16 protein-coding genes are annotated in these 15,773 nt (G+C 65.5%); 5 read left to right on the top strand and 11 right to left on the bottom strand.

Features of this window, described 5'->3' with window-relative positions; all coding sequences use genetic code 11:
- Window positions 1–65: 65 nt before the first annotated feature.
- The gene (locus tag AXYL_RS24835; protein ID WP_013395628.1) at window positions 66–452 is read right to left on the bottom strand and encodes a ribbon-helix-helix domain-containing protein; all 387 of its coding nucleotides are present in this window, start codon (window positions 450–452) and stop codon (window positions 66–68) included.
- A gap of 246 nt (window positions 453–698) precedes the next feature.
- Between AXYL_RS24835 and adhP the strand changes: the two genes are divergently transcribed.
- Window positions 699–1,724, top strand: a complete 1,026-nt coding sequence (gene adhP, locus AXYL_RS24840; protein WP_013395629.1) for an alcohol dehydrogenase AdhP — start codon at window positions 699–701, stop codon at window positions 1,722–1,724.
- A gap of 72 nt (window positions 1,725–1,796) precedes the next feature.
- Here adhP and AXYL_RS24845 read toward each other — a convergent pair whose 3' ends face one another.
- The 4 genes from AXYL_RS24845 to AXYL_RS24860 form a co-directional block, all read right to left on the bottom strand.
- Window positions 1,797–2,375 (bottom strand): DJ-1/PfpI family protein, encoded by a 579-nt coding sequence (locus AXYL_RS24845; protein ID WP_013395630.1) that lies wholly within the window; start codon window positions 2,373–2,375, stop codon window positions 1,797–1,799.
- 135 nt (window positions 2,376–2,510) lie between these two features.
- The gene (gene ybaK, locus AXYL_RS24850; RefSeq protein WP_013395631.1) at window positions 2,511–2,999 is read right to left on the bottom strand and encodes a Cys-tRNA(Pro) deacylase; all 489 of its coding nucleotides are present in this window, start codon (window positions 2,997–2,999) and stop codon (window positions 2,511–2,513) included.
- Window positions 3,000–3,038: 39 nt separating this feature from the next.
- The gene (xerD, locus tag AXYL_RS24855; protein WP_013395632.1) at window positions 3,039–4,022 is read right to left on the bottom strand and encodes a site-specific tyrosine recombinase XerD; all 984 of its coding nucleotides are present in this window, start codon (window positions 4,020–4,022) and stop codon (window positions 3,039–3,041) included.
- A gap of 16 nt (window positions 4,023–4,038) precedes the next feature.
- A complete protein-coding gene (locus AXYL_RS24860) occupies window positions 4,039–4,944 on the bottom strand; it encodes a LysR substrate-binding domain-containing protein (protein ID WP_013395633.1) in 906 nt (301 codons plus the stop codon).
- Window positions 4,945–5,128: 184 nt separating this feature from the next.
- Between AXYL_RS24860 and AXYL_RS24865 the strand changes: the two genes are divergently transcribed.
- The gene (locus tag AXYL_RS24865) at window positions 5,129–6,811 is read left to right on the top strand and encodes a thiamine pyrophosphate-binding protein (RefSeq protein WP_013395634.1); all 1,683 of its coding nucleotides are present in this window, start codon (window positions 5,129–5,131) and stop codon (window positions 6,809–6,811) included.
- Window positions 6,812–6,924: 113 nt separating this feature from the next.
- On the top strand, window positions 6,925–8,118 hold the full coding sequence (locus AXYL_RS24870) for an acyl-CoA dehydrogenase (RefSeq protein ID WP_013395635.1): 1,194 nt from the start codon (window positions 6,925–6,927) through the stop codon (window positions 8,116–8,118).
- Window positions 8,119–8,348: 230 nt separating this feature from the next.
- Here the strand turns inward: AXYL_RS24870 and AXYL_RS35480 are convergent, their stop codons facing one another.
- Together AXYL_RS35480 and AXYL_RS24875 are read right to left on the bottom strand one after the other, a co-directional pair.
- Window positions 8,349–8,435 (bottom strand): nucleotidyl transferase AbiEii/AbiGii toxin family protein, encoded by an 87-nt coding sequence (locus AXYL_RS35480; RefSeq protein ID WP_413772876.1) that lies wholly within the window; start codon window positions 8,433–8,435, stop codon window positions 8,349–8,351.
- Between the two features lie 45 nt (window positions 8,436–8,480).
- Window positions 8,481–8,900: a DUF6088 family protein gene (locus AXYL_RS24875; protein WP_013395636.1), complete on the bottom strand. Its 420-nt coding sequence runs from the start codon at window positions 8,898–8,900 to the stop codon at window positions 8,481–8,483.
- A gap of 197 nt (window positions 8,901–9,097) precedes the next feature.
- On the opposite strand from AXYL_RS24875, the gene AXYL_RS24880 reads away from it, so the two are divergent.
- A complete protein-coding gene (locus AXYL_RS24880; protein ID WP_013395637.1) occupies window positions 9,098–9,451 on the top strand; it encodes a nuclear transport factor 2 family protein in 354 nt (117 codons plus the stop codon).
- Window positions 9,452–9,618: 167 nt separating this feature from the next.
- A complete protein-coding gene (locus tag AXYL_RS24885; protein WP_013395638.1) occupies window positions 9,619–10,605 on the top strand; it encodes a TRAP transporter substrate-binding protein in 987 nt (328 codons plus the stop codon).
- 86 nt (window positions 10,606–10,691) lie between these two features.
- Here AXYL_RS24885 and AXYL_RS24890 read toward each other — a convergent pair whose 3' ends face one another.
- From AXYL_RS24890 to boxC, 4 genes are all read right to left on the bottom strand, one after another.
- The gene (locus AXYL_RS24890; RefSeq protein WP_013395639.1) at window positions 10,692–11,135 is read right to left on the bottom strand and encodes a MaoC family dehydratase; all 444 of its coding nucleotides are present in this window, start codon (window positions 11,133–11,135) and stop codon (window positions 10,692–10,694) included.
- Between the two features lie 69 nt (window positions 11,136–11,204).
- The gene (gene boxA / locus AXYL_RS24895) at window positions 11,205–12,443 is read right to left on the bottom strand and encodes a benzoyl-CoA 2,3-epoxidase subunit BoxA (RefSeq protein WP_013395640.1); all 1,239 of its coding nucleotides are present in this window, start codon (window positions 12,441–12,443) and stop codon (window positions 11,205–11,207) included.
- 54 nt (window positions 12,444–12,497) lie between these two features.
- Window positions 12,498–13,925: a benzoyl-CoA 2,3-epoxidase subunit BoxB gene (boxB, locus tag AXYL_RS24900; protein ID WP_013395641.1), complete on the bottom strand. Its 1,428-nt coding sequence runs from the start codon at window positions 13,923–13,925 to the stop codon at window positions 12,498–12,500.
- Between the two features lie 57 nt (window positions 13,926–13,982).
- Window positions 13,983–15,641, bottom strand: coding sequence for a 2,3-epoxybenzoyl-CoA dihydrolase (boxC, locus tag AXYL_RS24905; protein WP_013395642.1), 1,659 nt, complete (start codon window positions 15,639–15,641; stop codon window positions 13,983–13,985).
- Window positions 15,642–15,773 lie beyond the last annotated feature (132 nt).

Here is a 15,773-nt window from a genome sequence, read left to right on the forward strand (position 1 = left end):
GAACAAAGGGCCCGATAGTTCGGGCCCTTGTTTTTTGGCGCTGCGGCAGCGCCACCGCGGATGCGTTACGCGGCCTTGCGTTTGGGACGCAGGGGCTGGGCGTCGTACAGCGTGGGCGGCAGGCCTTCCAATACGGCTTGGGGGTTGAGCGAGCCGATCGGCACGGCCGCGTCCAACGGAATGCGGCCCTCGGCCTGCAGCAGTTGGTAGCGCAGGCAACACACCCGCAGGAATGAGGTGAAGTTGGCGGCCTCGCCCCGGTACTCGATCAGTTCGTCGTACAAACGTTCGATCAGCTGCGTCACGCGCATGCCGTCGCGGCCGGCGATTTCTTCCAATACCCGCCAGAACAGTTGTTCCAGCCGCAGGCTGGTGGCCACGCCATGCAACCGCAGCGAACGGGTTTCGGGCGCGTAGGACTGCTCGCTGGCGCGGATGAAGATTTCACACATGGGAACTCCTGGAACTCGGGTCTGGGCCTTGGGCCTGGGCCGGGATGCCTACGGCTGACTGTACGCCGTTTGCCGCGGCGGCGGCAAGACGCGGCCGCGGGTCGGATTCGTCCCCAGACACCGGCCTCTTTCTGCAACCACACGTTTCCTGCATCAGCGGGCAACCGCCTCGGTTGATATAAATCATGGTCGGGAAAGCGTCCACGTTCGAGCATAAGGAATCTTGATCAGACTTCGGAGGCAGTGATGGATAAAACCATGAAAGCAGCGGTTGCACGAGCATTCGGCAAGCCCCTGGCAATCGAAGAAGTCGCGGTGCCGCGCCCGGGTCCGGGCGAATTGCTGGTGAAGATCGAGGCCTGCGGGGTATGCCATACCGACCTGCACGCGGTCGAAGGCGACTGGCCCGTCAAGCCCAATCCGCCCTTCATTCCCGGCCACGAAGGCGTCGGCCATGTGGTGGCGGTGGGCGCCGGCGTGACCCATGTGAAGGAAGGCGACCGCGTCGGCATTCCCTGGCTGTACTCTGCCTGCGGGCATTGCGAGCATTGCCTGGGCGGCTGGGAAACCCTGTGCGAACAACAGCAGAACGCCGGCTACTCGGTGAACGGCGGCTTCGCCGAATATGCGCTGGCCGCGGCCGACTATGTGGGCCTGCTGCCCAAGAACGTCAGTTTCGTGGACATCGCGCCCGTGCTGTGCGCCGGCGTCACGGTCTACAAGGGCCTGAAGATGACGGATACCCGTCCGGGCAACTGGGTGGTCATTTCCGGCATCGGCGGGCTGGGCCACATGGCGGTGCAATACGCCAAGGCCATGGGGCTGAACGTGGCTGCGGTGGACATCGACGACGCCAAGCTCGACTTCGCCCGCCGCCTGGGCGCCGAAGTCACGGTCAACGCCAAGACCACCGATCCCGCCGCCTACCTGAAGCGCGAGATCGGCGGCGCGCATGGCGCATTGATCACGGCGGTGTCGCCCAAGGCCTTCGAACAGGCGTTGGGCATGGTGCGCCGCGGCGGCACCGTGGCGCTCAACGGACTGCCGCCGGGCGACTTCCCGCTGTCGATCTTCGATATGGTGCTCAATGGCGTCACCGTGCGCGGCTCCATCGTGGGTTCGCGCCTGGACCTGCAGGAATCGCTGCAGTTCGCCGAAGAGGGCAAGGTGCATGCGACCGTGGCCACTGAAAGCCTGGAGAACATCAACGACGTGTTCGACCGCATGCGCCGCGGCCAGATCGAAGGCCGCATCGTGCTCGATTTCGCCTGACCGGCGCGCAGTAACGTAAAAGCGCCAGGGGCGGCAAGATTGCCGCCCCTGGCGCTTTTTTGCTGCCGGAGGTCAGGGCGTGATCTTCGTGCCCAGCACCGCCAGGAATTGCGACATCCAGGCCGGATGCGCGGGCCAGGCCGGCGCCGTCACCAGGTTGCCGTCGGTGTAGGCCTGGTCGATGCCGATCTCGGCGTAGGTGCCGCCCGCCAGGCGCACTTCCGGCGCGCACGCAGGATAGGCGGAGCAGGTGCGGCCCTTCAGGATGCCCGCGGCCGCCAGCAGTTGCGCGCCATGGCAGACTGCCGCGATGGGCTTGCCGGCCTTGTCGAAGGCGCGCACGATGTCCAGCACCTTTTCGTTCAGGCGCAGGTATTCCGGCGCGCGTCCACCCGGAATCACCAAGCCGTCGTAGGACGAGGGCTCGACGCGGTCAAAATCGAAGTTCAGCGCGAAATTGTGGCCGCGCTTTTCGGTGTAGGTCTGCGCGCCCTCGAAATCATGGATGGCGGTGGCAATGGTGTCGCCGGCCTTCTTGTCCGGGCATACCGCATGCACGGTGTGCCCCACCGTCAGCAGGGTCTGGTACGGCACCATGGTTTCATAGTCCTCGGCGTAGTCGCCGACCAGCATCAACAGTCGCTTGCTCATGTGTGTCTCCTAGGGATGGCGTAAAGCCGGTTCAGCGCCCGTGGCCGGGCTCCGGTTCTTGATCTACGCCCCTATTGTGGCGCGGCCGCCGACCCAGGAGGTGGTATGGGAATACCACGCCCACGCAAACGCGCCCTACTCCAGCGCCACGGACACGCCCTTGGCTCCCAGCAGCGCAACCAGCACCTTGGGGTCGATGCCTATCAGGTACCCGCGCCGCCCGCCGTTGATGTAGACCACGGGGTAATCCAGCACCTCGGCCTCAACCCAAACCGGCATCTTCTTGCGCGTGCCGAAGGGCGAGGTGCCGCCCACCTGGTAGCCCGAATGGCGCTGCGCCACCTCGGGCTTGCAGGGCTCGACCCGCTTGAGACCGGCCTGGCGCGCCAGATTCTTGGTGGAAACCTCGCGGTCGCCGTGCATGACGACGATCAGGGGCTTGGCGGACTCGTCCTCCATCACCAGGGTCTTGACCACCGCATGCGGATCCAGGCCCAACTGGCGCGCGGCTTCGCCCGCGCCGCCATGATCGACGTAGTCGTAGGTGTGTTCCGTGTAGGCGACCTTGTTCTGTTTGAGGAACTGGGTGGCGGGCGTTTCCGAAACGTGGCGGGCTTTGCTCATGGGAATGCGTGAAGGAAGAAGTAGGTAAACCGCGTCAGGCTAGCCGCGCGGATGGTGCGCCGCGTGCAGCGCCTTCAGGCGTTCGCGCGCGACGTGCGTGTAGATCTGCGTGGTGGAGATGTCGGCGTGCCCCAGCAGCATCTGCACCACGCGCAGGTCGGCGCCGTGGTTCAGCAGGTGCGTGGCGAAGGCGTGCCGCAGCACGTGCGGCGACAGCGGCGCGCGCACGTCGGCCAGCAGGGCGTACTTCTTCACCAACTGCCAGAACGCCTGGCGCGACATCGCTTCGGCCCGGCCGGTGATGAAGAGCGCATCGCTCACGCGTCCGGCCGCCAGCTCCGGGCGTCCGGACTTCAGATAGAGGTCGATCCAATGCGCGGCCTCGGCGCCCAGCGGCACCAGCCGGTCCTTGCCGCCCTTGCCCAGCACCACCCGCACCACGCCTTCGTTCAGGCTCACGTCGAGCGCGCGCACGCCCACCAGCTCGGACACGCGCAACCCCGTGGCGTACAGCGTTTCCAGCATGGCGCGGTCGCGCAGGCCGCGGGCCTGCCCCAGGTCGGGCGCGCGCAGCAAGGCGTCCACCTGCTGCTCGGACAAGGTCTTGGGCATGCGCGGCGGCTGCTTGGCAGCGATCAGCGTCAGGCAGGGGTCGCGTTCGGCGCGGTGTTCGCGCAAAGCCCAGGCATAGAAGCGGCGCAGCGCGGCCAGCCTGCGGTTGGCCGTGGTGGCGCGGGTTTCCTCGTGGCGGAAGGCGAACCAGGCTTCGATGTCAGCCTTGCCGGCATCGCGCAGGGGCTTGGCGGGGCCCGCAGGCAGCGCGTGGGCCTGCGCGGCATCGCCATGGCGGTCGGCCATTTCGCGGGCATAGGCCTCGGGGTCTTCGAGCCAGCGGGCGAAGCCCGTCAGGTCGCGCCGGTAGGCGGCCAGAGTATTGGCGGACAGGCCGTCCTCGAGCCATACGGCGTCGATGAAAGCGTCGATATCGGCCTGGGATTCAAGCGGCGGACGGGATGCGGACATGCCTGGATTCTACGGCTCAGCGTCCGCCCACGCCGGCGGCGGCTGTCTTCAGCCAGCTCTCGAAGAGTTGGAGCGCCTCGGAGCGCTCGCTGCGTTGCGGATAACCGAAGTAATAGCCCTGGCTGACCGCCAGCGATTGCGGCACCGGCATCGCAAGCGTGCCCTGGTCCAGCGCGGGCTGGGCCAGGAAACGCGGCATCAGCCCCACTCCCAGTCCGGCCTGCACCGCCGCCATCACCATGGTGAAGAGCTCGTAGCGCGGCCCGCCAGCGGCGTGGGGACCATAGAGATGGCTGTTGGCCGCATACCATTGGCGCCAGGCGTCAGGGCGCGACGCCAGATGCAGATGGGTCATGCCGGACAGGGCGCTGGCGCCCGGTTCCGGCGCACGCGCCGCCAGTTCCGGCGCACACACCGGCACCAGTTCGCGTTCGGGGAACAGCAGTACGCCCTGGGTGCCCGGCCACAATCCGTCCCCGTGGTACAGCGCGCCGTCGAAGGGCTGATCCTTGAACTGGAACGGCAGCGTGCGCACGGACAGGCTGACCGTGATGTCGCCATGTTCGCGCTGGAAGTCGGCCAGGCGCGGTATCAGCCAGGTCGTCGCCAGGGTGGGTACCACGGCGATATGGATGCTGCGGCCCATGCCGGTGCGGCTGACCAGGCCGAAGGTGTCTTTTTCAATCTGGTCCAGGTGGTGCCGGATGCGGCCGGCATACTCCGCCCCGTGATCGGTCAGCACGATGCGCCGCCGCACCCGCGTGAACAGCTGCACGCCCAGGCGCGACTCCAGGCTGGCCACCTGCCGGTAGACCGCGCTGTGTGTCAGGGACAGTTCCTCGGCGGCGCGGGAAAAGCTGCCCAGGCGGGCCGAAGCTTCGAACGCCTGCAAGGCGCTCAGATTGGGAATGCCGTTTCTCATGTCGCGGGAACCGCCTGGTGCCGGTGGACGCCGCCGCGCCGGGCCGCGCGCATCTTGTCGCGGCGCAGCATGGCCGGTCGTGCCGGTGGATCAATAGATTGTGCAATTTTATCAATTGCCTTGTGCGATCAAGGAACATTATGCTCGGATGTCCTAACCTCGGCTCATCATGACTACCACCCCCATGTCCCAGCAAGAATCCCGCCTTGGCGGTCACATCCTGGTCGACCAGCTGGTTGCACAGGGCGTCAAACATGTTTTCTGTGTTCCCGGCGAAAGCTATCTGGCGGTGCTGGACGGCCTGCACGATGCGGACATCAAGGTCACGGTGTGCCGCCAGGAAGGCGGCGCGGCCATGATGGCCGATGCCCACGGCAAGCTGACCGGCGAACCCGGCATCTGCATGGTGACCCGCGGCCCGGGCGCGTCCAACGCGCTGGCCGGCGTGCACATCGCCAAGCAGGACTCCACCCCCCTGATCCTCTTCGTCGGCCAGATCGAGCGCGGCATGCGCGAACGCGAGGCCTTCCAGGAAATGGACTATCGCGCCGTGTTCGGCACGCAGGCCAAGTGGGTCACCGAAATCGACCAGGTCGAGCGCATCCCCGAACTGGTGTCGCGCGCCTTCCATATCGCCACCTCGGGCCGTCCCGGCCCGGTCGTGATCGCGCTGCCGGAAGACATGCTGGTCGAAGCCGCCAAGGTCGCCGACGCGCCGCGCTACGAAGTCATCGACTCCGCGCCCACGGCCGGCCAACTGGCCGACCTGGAAAAGCTGCTGGCCGAAGCCAGGAATCCGGTCGCCATCCTGGGCGGCACGCGCTGGGACGCCCGCGCGGTGCAACAGTTCGCCGACTTCGCGCAGCGCCACGCCCTGCCCACGGCGGTGTCCTTCCGCCGCCAGATGCTGTTCCCGGCCGACCACCCCTGCTTCATCGGCGACGTGGGCCTGGGCATCAACCCGGCGCTGCTCAAGCGCGTCGCCGACGCGGACCTGATCCTGCTGGTGGGCGGCCGCATGTCGGAAAACCCCAGCCAGGCCTACACCCTGCTGGACATCCCCGTGCCCAAGCAGAAGCTGGTGCACGTGCATCCCGATACCGCCGAGCTGGGACGCGTCTACCGCGCCACCCTGGCCATCAATACCTCGCCCGCCGCCTTCGCGCAGGCGCTGGCCGGCCTGAAGGCCCCGGCCCAGCCCGCCTGGGCCGCCGGCACGCAAGCCATGCGCGAGTCGTACCTGAAATGGAGCGATCCCGGCGCCATCACCACACCCGGCGCGTTGCAGATGGGCCAGGTCATGGCCTACCTGGAAAAGACGCTGCCGGCCGACGCCATCATGACCAACGGCGCAGGCAACTACGCCACCTGGCTGCACCGCTTCCACCGATTCACGCGCTACGGCACGCAGCTGGCGCCCACCTCGGGCTCCATGGGCTACGGCCTGCCTGCGGCCGTCGGCGCCAAGCGGGTGTCGCCCGACAAGACCGTGGTCTGCTTCGCGGGCGACGGCTGCTTCCTGATGCACGGCCAGGAGTTCGCGACGGCGGTGCAGTACGACCTGCCCATCGTCGTGGTGCTGGTGGACAACGGCATGTACGGCACGATCCGCATGCACCAGGAAAAGCACTACCCCGGCCGCATTTCCGCGACCGAGCTGAAGAATCCGGACTTCGCCGACTACGCGCGCGCCTTCGGCGGGCACGGCGAACGCGTCGAAACCACCGAGCAGTTCGGCCCGGCCTTCGAACGCGCCCTGGCCAGCGGCAAGCCGGCCATCCTGCACTGCTTCATCGATCCGGAAACCATCACCCCGGGCACGACCCTGGAAAAGATCCGCGACGCGGCGCTCAAGGCGCAGCACTAAAGGCGGGACGGAACGGCGGCGCCGCGCGCCCGCCGTTCCAATCGCTGCTTGCCGCCCGAATTATTTTAGGTTTAAACTTTCTAGCATTCCGAAATCCATAGCGGAGACCCAGCATGTCCTCGAATCCTTCCTTTCACTGGCAAGACCCCCTGTTGCTGGACCAGCAACTGACCGACGAAGAACGCATGGTGCGCGACGCCGCCCTGGCCTATTCGCAGGACAAGCTCGCCCCGCGCGTGCTGAACGCATTCCGCAATGAACAGACCGACCCGGCCATCTTCTCCGAAATGGGCGAACTGGGCTTGCTGGGCGCCACCATCCCCGTCGAATACGGCGGCGCCGGCCTGAACTACGTCAGCTACGGCCTGATCGCCCGCGAAGTCGAACGCATCGACTCCGGCTACCGCTCCATGATGAGCGTGCAGTCGTCGCTGGTGATGGTGCCCATCAATGAATTCGGCAGCGAAGCGCAAAAGCAGAAGTACCTGCCCAAGCTGGCCCGCGGCGAATGGATCGGCTGCTTCGGCCTGACCGAACCCAACCACGGCTCCGACCCCGGCGGCATGGAAACCCGCGCCGTCAAGACGGCCGACGGCTACAAGGTTTCCGGCAACAAGATGTGGATCACCAACTCCCCCATCGCCGATGTCTTCGTGGTGTGGGCCAAGTGCGTCGGCGGCGACTTCGACGGCAAGATCCGCGGCTTCATTCTGGAAAAGGGCATGAAGGGCCTGTCGGCTCCGGCCATCCACGGCAAGGTCGGCCTGCGCGCCTCGATCACCGGCGAAATCGTCATGGACGAAGTGGAGATTTCCGCTGACCAGATGATGCCCGGCGTGTCCGGCTTGAAGGGTCCGTTCACCTGCCTGAACTCCGCTCGCTACGGCATCGCCTGGGGCGCCATCGGCGCCGCCGAAGCCTGCTGGCACACCGCCCGCCAGTACACGCTGGACCGCAAGCAATTCGGCCGCCCGCTGGCCGCCAACCAGCTGATCCAGAAGAAGCTGGCCGACATGCAGACCGACATCACGCTGGCCCTGCAAGGCTGCCTGCGCCTGGGCCGCATGAAGGACGAAGGCACCGCCGCCGTCGAAATCACCTCCATCATGAAGCGCAACTCTTGCGGCAAGGCGCTGGACATCGCCCGCCTGGCGCGCGACATGCTCGGCGGCAACGGCATCTCCGATGAATTCGGCGTGGCCCGCCACTTGGTGAACCTGGAAGTGGTCAACACCTACGAAGGCACCCACGACGTGCACGCCCTGATCCTGGGCCGCGCGCAGACCGGCATCCAGGCGTTCTATTGATCGGTTGATTGGTTCTGACGACACCGCCCTTCGGGGCGGTTTTTTTTGCCGCGACTCAAGGACAGCGCCTGCTGCCCGTGGACAGCGAGCGCTGTGCCCGCATCCCGGATACCGGTGCTGTTGGAAGGTTGCAGGTCAGGCGGGGTGATTCAGCAACTGCTCTGCAGCACGCGCAAAGACTGCATAGCAGGTTTCGAAATCCGGCTTTTGCACAGCGTAGAGCAGCGGCTTCAGACGATGTCTTCGGACATCCGCTCAACCAGCCCGTGCGCTTTCGAAAGGCAGGTCCCGCCGGCGAAGACCAGGCGTGTAGCCACGGCGGCAAGGATCCCAGCAGGCCTGCTGTAGCGGCGTCTTCAATATCAGACTTCAGTTCGTCTGAGATCCTTTTCATACATCAGCGTGCTGCTCCCTACAATCACTTTTCGCGTGATGCGCCGGCGTCCCGTATTGACAGTCGCCCCCATGGGAATCTGAGTCGACTTGCCGTTGTTGTATTCGGCTACGAGCGCGCTCGGTTCCACGGAGATCTTGAGCTTGCGAAAAAGCTCCGCTGCAATCGCCTCCAGCGTTCCCGCGGGGCTTGGTCTGCCTGTGAACTTGTTGATGCGGGTCTTGGCGAAAGCCCCTTTGCTGACGCGCACAAGCATCCCGTCATCCACGAAGCGGGCCAAGACTCTTCCGATCTGGGAGTCGCTCGCCATGTCGGCAAAGTCTGAGCGCAAGACGACGACGCCTGCGCGCTGCTTGATCGAGCGACTCATGCGATCTTCCAGCTTCATACTTTACCTCCAAGAGAGCACATAATTCTACTAGGTAACCTTAATAATAAACTGGCATTTTTTCCAGTAATTACAGTACATTACATCACAAAATCCACGCATCTATGCGCAATTTTTGATATCTTGTGACGGCTCTGGCTGAGCCGCCCAAAATTCGTTTACAACATAGGTCCGCCCCTCCCCAAAAGGAACCACACATGACTCCGCGGCAACTGATCGAAGAATGGGTCTTACGGTTCAATGCCGCCGATGCCGCCGGGCTGGCCGAGCTCTACGATGAAGTAGCCGTGAACCACCAAGTCACCCAGGAACCCATCGTCGGACGCGAGGCCATACGCGCCATGTTCGAAAGGGAGTTCTCCCAGGCCGACATGACCTGCATCGTGGAGACGATCCATGAGGCCGGGGAGGTCGCGGCCCTGGAGTGGCGCGATCCTCTGGGCCTGCGCGGCTGCGGCTTCTTCACCGTGCGCGGCGGCAGGATCGTGTTCCAACGGGGTTACTGGGACAAGCTTTCCTTCTTGAAGATGCACGGCCTGCCTATCGAGTAATCGGCGCTCGGCCGCTGCTCCGCAACAACCCTCGCCTTGCCGAAAGCCCGTATAGGCGAGCCCTTGCGCAAGCCGTACGCTTTGCGGCATCGGCCAGGCACGCGCGCCCCGGCGCTCCCGCGCCCCCCGTGTCCGGACCAGGTTTCCCACCCGACCAGGAGCCGCGCATGCAAGGCTGTCCTACTTTCCGCCTGATGACGGGCATCGCCATGGCGTTTCTCGCCCATGGCGCCTATGCCGCCACCACCCTCACCATGACCACCGAATACCCGGCCACCTCCATGCCCGGGCAAGGCGTCTCCACCTTTGCCGAGTTGGTCCGCGCCAAGACGGCGGGCAATGTGGTCATCGACGCCAGCTTTGACGCGTCCAAGGGGATCAAGTCGGCCGACATGATCGATGCGGTGCAAGCGCGCAAGGTGGATGCGGGCGATGCCTTCGCCGGCGCGCTGGCCACCAAATACCCCTTGTTCGGCGTGTCGTCCCTGCCCTTTCTGGCGGACTCTCTGTCCAAGGCCCGCAATCTGAACAAGGCCGCCAGGCCCGCTTATGAAAAACTGCTGGCGGCGCACGGGCAGAAGTTGCTCTACACCACGCCGTGGCCGGCGTCGGGCATCTGGTCCAAGCAGAAGCTGGACAGCGTGGCGGCGCTGAAAAAGCTGAGCATCCGCACCTACGACGCCACCTCGCAGGACGTCATGCAGAAGGCCGGCGCCCAGGCGCGCAATGTCTCCTTTGCGGATGCGATGCCGCTGATCGCCTCGGGCGAAGTGAACGCGGTGCTGTCGTCGGGCGACGGCGGCGCGGGCCGCAAGCTGTGGGAACACCTGCCCAACTTCGCCGAGATCAACTACGCCATGCCGATCTCGGTGGCGACGATGAACCTGCAAGCCTACCAGGCCCTGGACGCGCGCACGCGCCGCGCCATCGACCAGGCCGCGGCGCAGACCGAAACCGAGCAATGGAAGCGCATCGACGGGCGACTGCAGCAGAACTACGCCAACATGCGCAAGAATGGCGTGGCGATCAATACGTCCGTGCCCTTGCCCGTGCGCAAGGCGCTGAAGGATGCGGCTGCGGACTCGGTAACTGCATGGAAGGCCGCAGCCGGTCCGGACGCGGCCGCCATTCTCAAGCAGGCAGCCAAGCGCTAGCGCGGCGGGTTCGAGGACGCGACCGCGGGCATGAGTCCGGCCCCGGACCTCGGACCCTGAAGCCCCGAGGTCTCAGGGCGCAATGCTCAGTTCTCGCCGGAAAGGTCGAACAGGCTGGTCGCGTCCAGTTCCAGCACGCCTTCGTCGTGCTGGTTCAGGACCGTCCAGGCCCAGGTGATGATGCCCAGGTCCGGGCGCGACGACGAGGTCCGCACGCCCTGCACGCGCGCTTCCAGGCGCAGCGTGTCGCCGGGACGCACCGGCGTGCGCCAGCGCACCTCGCCCAGGCCGGGCGAGCCGAAGGATTCGGAATCGTGCAGCGCCGCGTCCACCGCCATGCGCATGGCCAGCGCGCAGGTGTGCCAGCCGCTGGCGATCAGCCCGCCCCAGCGGCCTTCCGAGGCGCGCTTGGGATCGGTGTGGAACCACTGGGGATCGAACTTGCGTGCAAACTCCAGGATCTCGGGCTCCGTCACGTTGACCGGACCGCCCTTGATGATCATGCCGTCCTTGAACTCGGCGAACTTCATTTTGTGGTTTCCCCCCGCAAATGAAATCGGCGCGCCATGGCGCGCCGATTGCCACGCATGTTTGTGGATTCAGTACGTTTCGAAATGCAGGCGCCCTTCGCGGCGCAACGCATCATGCAGGATAGACCAATCCTGGCCCGCTTGCATCGTCACTTCGCGCAGGGCGTCCAGCACGCCCAGTTCCATGCCCTTCAGCCCGCACACGTAGATGCAGGTGTTGCGGTCCGCCAGCAGTTCGCGCACCGCGCCTGCGCGGTCGCGGATCAGGTCCTGCACGTAGCGCTTGGGCTGTCCGGCCTCGCGCGACAGCGCCAGATTGATATCGATGAAGTCGCGCGGCAACTTCATCAGCGGCCCGAAGTACGGCAGTTCGCGCTCGGTACGCGCGCCGAAAAACAGCAATAGCCTGCCGTTTTCGCCGGTCTCGATGCGGCGGCGGTAGCGCTCCGTCATGGCTCGCATGGGCGCCGAACCCGTGCCGGTGCAGATCATGATCAGATTGGCGCGGGGATGGTTGGGCATCAGGAAGGTATTCCCGAACGGCCCGATCACCTGCACCTTGTCGTTCTTGGCCAGGTCGCACAGGTAGTTCGAGCACACGCCGTGGGCGGCCGCGCCCGCATGGTCCTCGGTGACGCGCTTCACCGTCAGCGAAAGATTGTTGTAGCCCGCCCGCTCGCCGTCGCGCGGGCTGGCCAGCGAATACTGGCGTGCGTGATGCGCCCGCCCCTGCGCGTCCACGCCCGGCGGCAGGATGCCGATGGACTGCCCTTCAAGCACCGGAAACGGCAGTTCGCCGAAGTCGAGCACGATATGGTGGATGTCGCTTTCCGTGTCGGCGCCGGTCACCCGGTAGTTGCCGACCACGGTCGCCGTCATCGGCGCCTTGTGCGTGTACAGGTTGACGTAGGGATGGGCCGCGGACCAGGGCGGAACGGTGGCGCCGGGCGCGACGGACGGCGGCGACGCAATGGCTGCCTCGGCCGCATCCGGCTCGTCGCTTGCGGGGGCTGCGGCCATGGCTTCAGGCAGCGCCTTCTCGCCCGGCAGTTCTTCCCAGCCCAGTTGTTCCTGCAGGCCATAGGCTTCGGTGCGCACCATCAGCCGCCAATTGTCGATGGCCCCCGTGGGGCAAGGCGGCACGCAGGCCATGCAGCCGTTGCAGATCTCGGGATCCACCACGTAGTTGTTCGAATCGTGGGTGATCGCCTTGATCGGACAGGTTTCTTCGCAGGTATTGCAGCGGATGCAGATCTCGGGATCGATCAGATGCTGCTTCAGGACTTCTGCTGGTAAGGGAGCGTTCATCTCGGTCTTCCCCATGCTCCGGTAGGCGGCCGCGGGCGCGGCCGCCGCCCCGCTTTAGTTGAAACGGACGTAGTCGAAATTCACCGGCTGGCGGTTGATGCCCATGACGGGCGGCGCGATCCAGTTGGCGAACTTGCCCGGCTCGGTGACGCGGCCCATCAGCGATGCGACGAAGGCGCGGTCCTCGGGCGTGGGCAGCCACTTGTGGCTGTTGGCCTGCCATTGCGCTTCGGAAAGGATCTCGCCTTCGGGCGACATGCGTATGCCGGCCAGCGTGCCGATCTGGCGGTTGAAGGCCTTGTGCGGCACCTGCAGCCGGAACGGCACGCCGCTCTTTTCGATGACCTTGTTCCAGCGGCCGATGCCGGCGACCGAATCGCGGATGAAGTCGTCGCGCAGCACTTCATTCAAGGCGTTCAGCATCGGCACCTCGGTCTCGCGCAGCTGGCCGTTTTCCACGGTCAGCACGCGGTAGGTGTCGTTCTTCAACTGGTGGTCGTCGGTGCGCTTGCTCTCTTCGTAGCGGCCCTTCAGGCCCGAGCCGTAGAAGATGGCGGCATTGGACGACTGGTCCGCGCCAAACAGGTCGATGGTGACGCTGTAATGGAAGTTCAGATAGCGCTGGATGGTGGGCAGGTCGATCACGCCGGCCGCGCGCACGCTAGCCGAATCGTCGGTCTTGAGCTGGTTCATGACCTCGCAGGTGCGCTGGATGACGCGCGAGATGCCGGACTCGCCCACGAACATATGGTGCGCTTCCTCGGTCAGCATGAACTTGGTGGTGCGCGCCAGCGGATCGAAGCTGGACTCCGCCAACGCGCACAGCTGGAATTTGCCGTCGCGGTCGGTGAAGTAGGTGAACATATAGAAGGCCAGCCAGTCGGGCGTTTTCTCATTGAATGCGCCCAGGATGCGCGGGTTGTCGGAATCCCCCGAGCTGCGCTGCAACAGCGCATCGGCCTCTTCGCGGCCGTCGCGGCCGAAGTAGCGATGCAGCAGGTAGACCATGGCCCACAGGTGGCGGCCTTCCTCGACGTTGATCTGGAACAGGTTGCGCAGGTCGTACTGCGATGGCGCAGTCAGGCCCAGGTGGCGCTGCTGCTCGATCGAAGCCGGCTCGGTGTCGCCCTGCGTGACGATGATGCGGCGCAGGTTGGCGCGGTGCTCGCCAGGTACGTCCTGCCAGACGTCGCGGCCCATGTTTTCGCCGAAATGGATCTTGCGCTGGCCGTCCTGCGGCGCCAGGAAAATGCCCCAGCGGTAATCCGGCATCTTGACGTGGTTGAAGTGCGCCCAGCCGTCCGGCTGCACGCTGACCGCCGTGCGCAGGTAGACGTCGAAGCCATGGGAGCCGTCGGGCCCCATGTCCTGCCACCACTGCAGGTAGTTGGGCTGCCAATGCTCCAGCGCGCGCTGCAAGGTGCGGTCGCCGGACAGATTGACGTTGTTGGGGATCTTATCGCTGTAGTTGATTCCAGACATGTCTCGCTCCTGTTCCTTGGGGTGGCCGCGGTCACGCGGCGCGGTGTCGCGGGGCCGTCAGACCCGGTTCCAGTCGAATGCGGCTTGTTCGCCCTTGCCGTACAGTTTGAGCGCGCCCTTGTCGCCGGCGGCGTTGGGGCGGTTGAAGATCCAGTTCTGCCAGGCGGTGAGCCGGCCGAAAATGCGGGTCTCCATCGTTTCCTGGCCGCCGAAGCGCAGATTGGCTTCCAGGCCCGTCAGGGCGTCGGGCGAGAGCGCGCGGCGCTCTTCCAGCATCATTCGCACCTCGTCGTCCCAATCGATGTTGTCGGGCGCGTAGGTGACCAGGCCCAGCTCCAGCGCTTGCGTGGCCGACAGCCGCTGGTCCGCGCGCGCGCGCACCGCTTCCAAGGGGCCTTCCTCTTCGTAAAAGCGGCGCTGCAGCCGGCTCTGCCCATTGACCATGGGATAGGCGCCGAAATTGCGCGCGCCCACCACGATCTGTGCGGGCGCGGATTCGTCCTCGTTGTCCAGCATGTAGCTGCGGTCGGCGGCCAGCGCCAGTTCGAGCAAGGTGCCGGCAAAGCAGGAGCCCGGCTCGATCAGCGCGAACAGGCTGCGCGAGGTGACGTCCAGGCGCGCCAGCGTGCGGCGCAGCATGCCGGCCGTTTCGCGCACGAACCAGTGGTCGGCATGCTGTTGCAGGGCGGCATCGGCAGCCAGCACCAACGCGGCGTCGCCCTCGGTCTTGAGGGTCCAGGTGCCGATGTCCAGCTCATTGGTGCGCATGGTCAGGATGGCGTCGTCCAGTTCGCGCGCCATTTGCAAGGGCCACCAGGCGGCGCCGGCAGCGACGATGTCCCGCAGTTCAGTTTCCACCGCGCCTTCGGGCGCGCGGACCGTCCAGGTGGCCTGGCGCTTCTCGCGGTCCAACTGGATATCCACATAGCGGTAGGAAAGGCCGTCGGCGCTTTCGGTACGTTGCACCGGCGTCAGCGCGATGCCTTGCTCACTGGCCGGGCGGTCGCTGCCCTGCGCCAGCGCCTGCGCGCGTTCGCGCACGGCCTCCTCGAAGCGGGCCGGCTTGACCACCTCGTCCACCAGGCGCCAGTCCTTGGCGCGCTGGCCGCGCACGCCTTCGACCAGGGTGCAGAAGATGTCGGCGTGGTCGTGGCGCACGCGGCGCTTGTCGGTCACGCGGGTCAGGCCGCCGGTGCCCGGCAGCACGCCCAGCAGCGGCACCTCGGGCAGCGCGACGGCGGACGAGCGGTCGTCAATCAGCATGATCTCGTCGCAGGCCAGCGCCAGCTCATAACCGCCCCCGGCGCAGGCGCCATTGAGCGCCGCGATGAATTTCAGCCCGCTGTGGCGGCTGGAATCTTCGATGCCGTTGCGGGTTTCGTTGGTGAACTTGCAGAAGTTCACCTTCCAGGCGTGCGAGGACAAACCCAGCATGAAGATATTGGCGCCGGAACAGAAAATGCGGTCCTTCATGCTGGTCACGACCACGGTGCGTACTTCCGGATGTTCGAAACGGATGCGCTGCAAGGCGTCGTGCAGTTCGATGTCCACGCCCAGGTCGTAGGAATTCAGTTTGAGCTTGTAGCCCGGACGCAGGCCGCCGTCCTCGGCGACATCCATGGCCAGCGTGGCAACCGGGCCGTCGAAGCTCAGGCGCCAGTGGCGGTACTGCTCGGGATCGGTCCGGAAATCAACCCGATTGAGGGTGCTGCTCATAGTGTGTCTCCTCGTACGCCTGCCAAAACAGGAAAAATACTGCACCACATGAATTATTGTGCAGATTAGAGGACAAAAAAAGCCCCGTCAAGCGGGGCATGCACAAAAATGCATATTACCGGCCAGGCCGGC

This window comes from Achromobacter xylosoxidans A8 (genome assembly GCF_000165835.1).
GTDB classification, from domain to species: domain Bacteria; phylum Pseudomonadota; class Gammaproteobacteria; order Burkholderiales; family Burkholderiaceae_B; genus Achromobacter; species Achromobacter xylosoxidans_B.

What these genes read in the sequence shown, in the direction of transcription:
- xerD (WP_013395632.1), bottom strand. Translation starts at nt 4,022, where the DNA reads ATGTCCGCATCCCGTCCGCCGCTTGAATCCCAGGCCGATATCGACGCT.
- adhP (WP_013395629.1), top strand. Translation starts at nt 699, where the DNA reads ATGGATAAAACCATGAAAGCAGCGGTTGCACGAGCATTCGGCAAGCCC.
- AXYL_RS24885 (WP_013395638.1), top strand. Translation starts at nt 9,619, where the DNA reads ATGCAAGGCTGTCCTACTTTCCGCCTGATGACGGGCATCGCCATGGCG.
- AXYL_RS24865 (WP_013395634.1), top strand. Translation starts at nt 5,129, where the DNA reads ATGTCCCAGCAAGAATCCCGCCTTGGCGGTCACATCCTGGTCGACCAG.
- AXYL_RS24875 (WP_013395636.1), bottom strand. Translation starts at nt 8,900, where the DNA reads ATGAAGCTGGAAGATCGCATGAGTCGCTCGATCAAGCAGCGCGCAGGC.
- AXYL_RS24880 (WP_013395637.1), top strand. Translation starts at nt 9,098, where the DNA reads ATGACTCCGCGGCAACTGATCGAAGAATGGGTCTTACGGTTCAATGCC.
- boxB (WP_013395641.1), bottom strand. Translation starts at nt 13,925, where the DNA reads ATGTCTGGAATCAACTACAGCGATAAGATCCCCAACAACGTCAATCTG.
- boxC (WP_013395642.1), bottom strand. Translation starts at nt 15,641, where the DNA reads ATGAGCAGCACCCTCAATCGGGTTGATTTCCGGACCGATCCCGAGCAG.
- boxA (WP_013395640.1), bottom strand. Translation starts at nt 12,443, where the DNA reads ATGAACGCTCCCTTACCAGCAGAAGTCCTGAAGCAGCATCTGATCGAT.
- AXYL_RS24845 (WP_013395630.1), bottom strand. Translation starts at nt 2,375, where the DNA reads ATGAGCAAGCGACTGTTGATGCTGGTCGGCGACTACGCCGAGGACTAT.
- AXYL_RS24890 (WP_013395639.1), bottom strand. Translation starts at nt 11,135, where the DNA reads ATGAAGTTCGCCGAGTTCAAGGACGGCATGATCATCAAGGGCGGTCCG.
- AXYL_RS24835 (WP_013395628.1), bottom strand. Translation starts at nt 452, where the DNA reads ATGTGTGAAATCTTCATCCGCGCCAGCGAGCAGTCCTACGCGCCCGAA.
- ybaK (WP_013395631.1), bottom strand. Translation starts at nt 2,999, where the DNA reads ATGAGCAAAGCCCGCCACGTTTCGGAAACGCCCGCCACCCAGTTCCTC.
- AXYL_RS24870 (WP_013395635.1), top strand. Translation starts at nt 6,925, where the DNA reads ATGTCCTCGAATCCTTCCTTTCACTGGCAAGACCCCCTGTTGCTGGAC.
- AXYL_RS24860 (WP_013395633.1), bottom strand. Translation starts at nt 4,944, where the DNA reads ATGAGAAACGGCATTCCCAATCTGAGCGCCTTGCAGGCGTTCGAAGCT.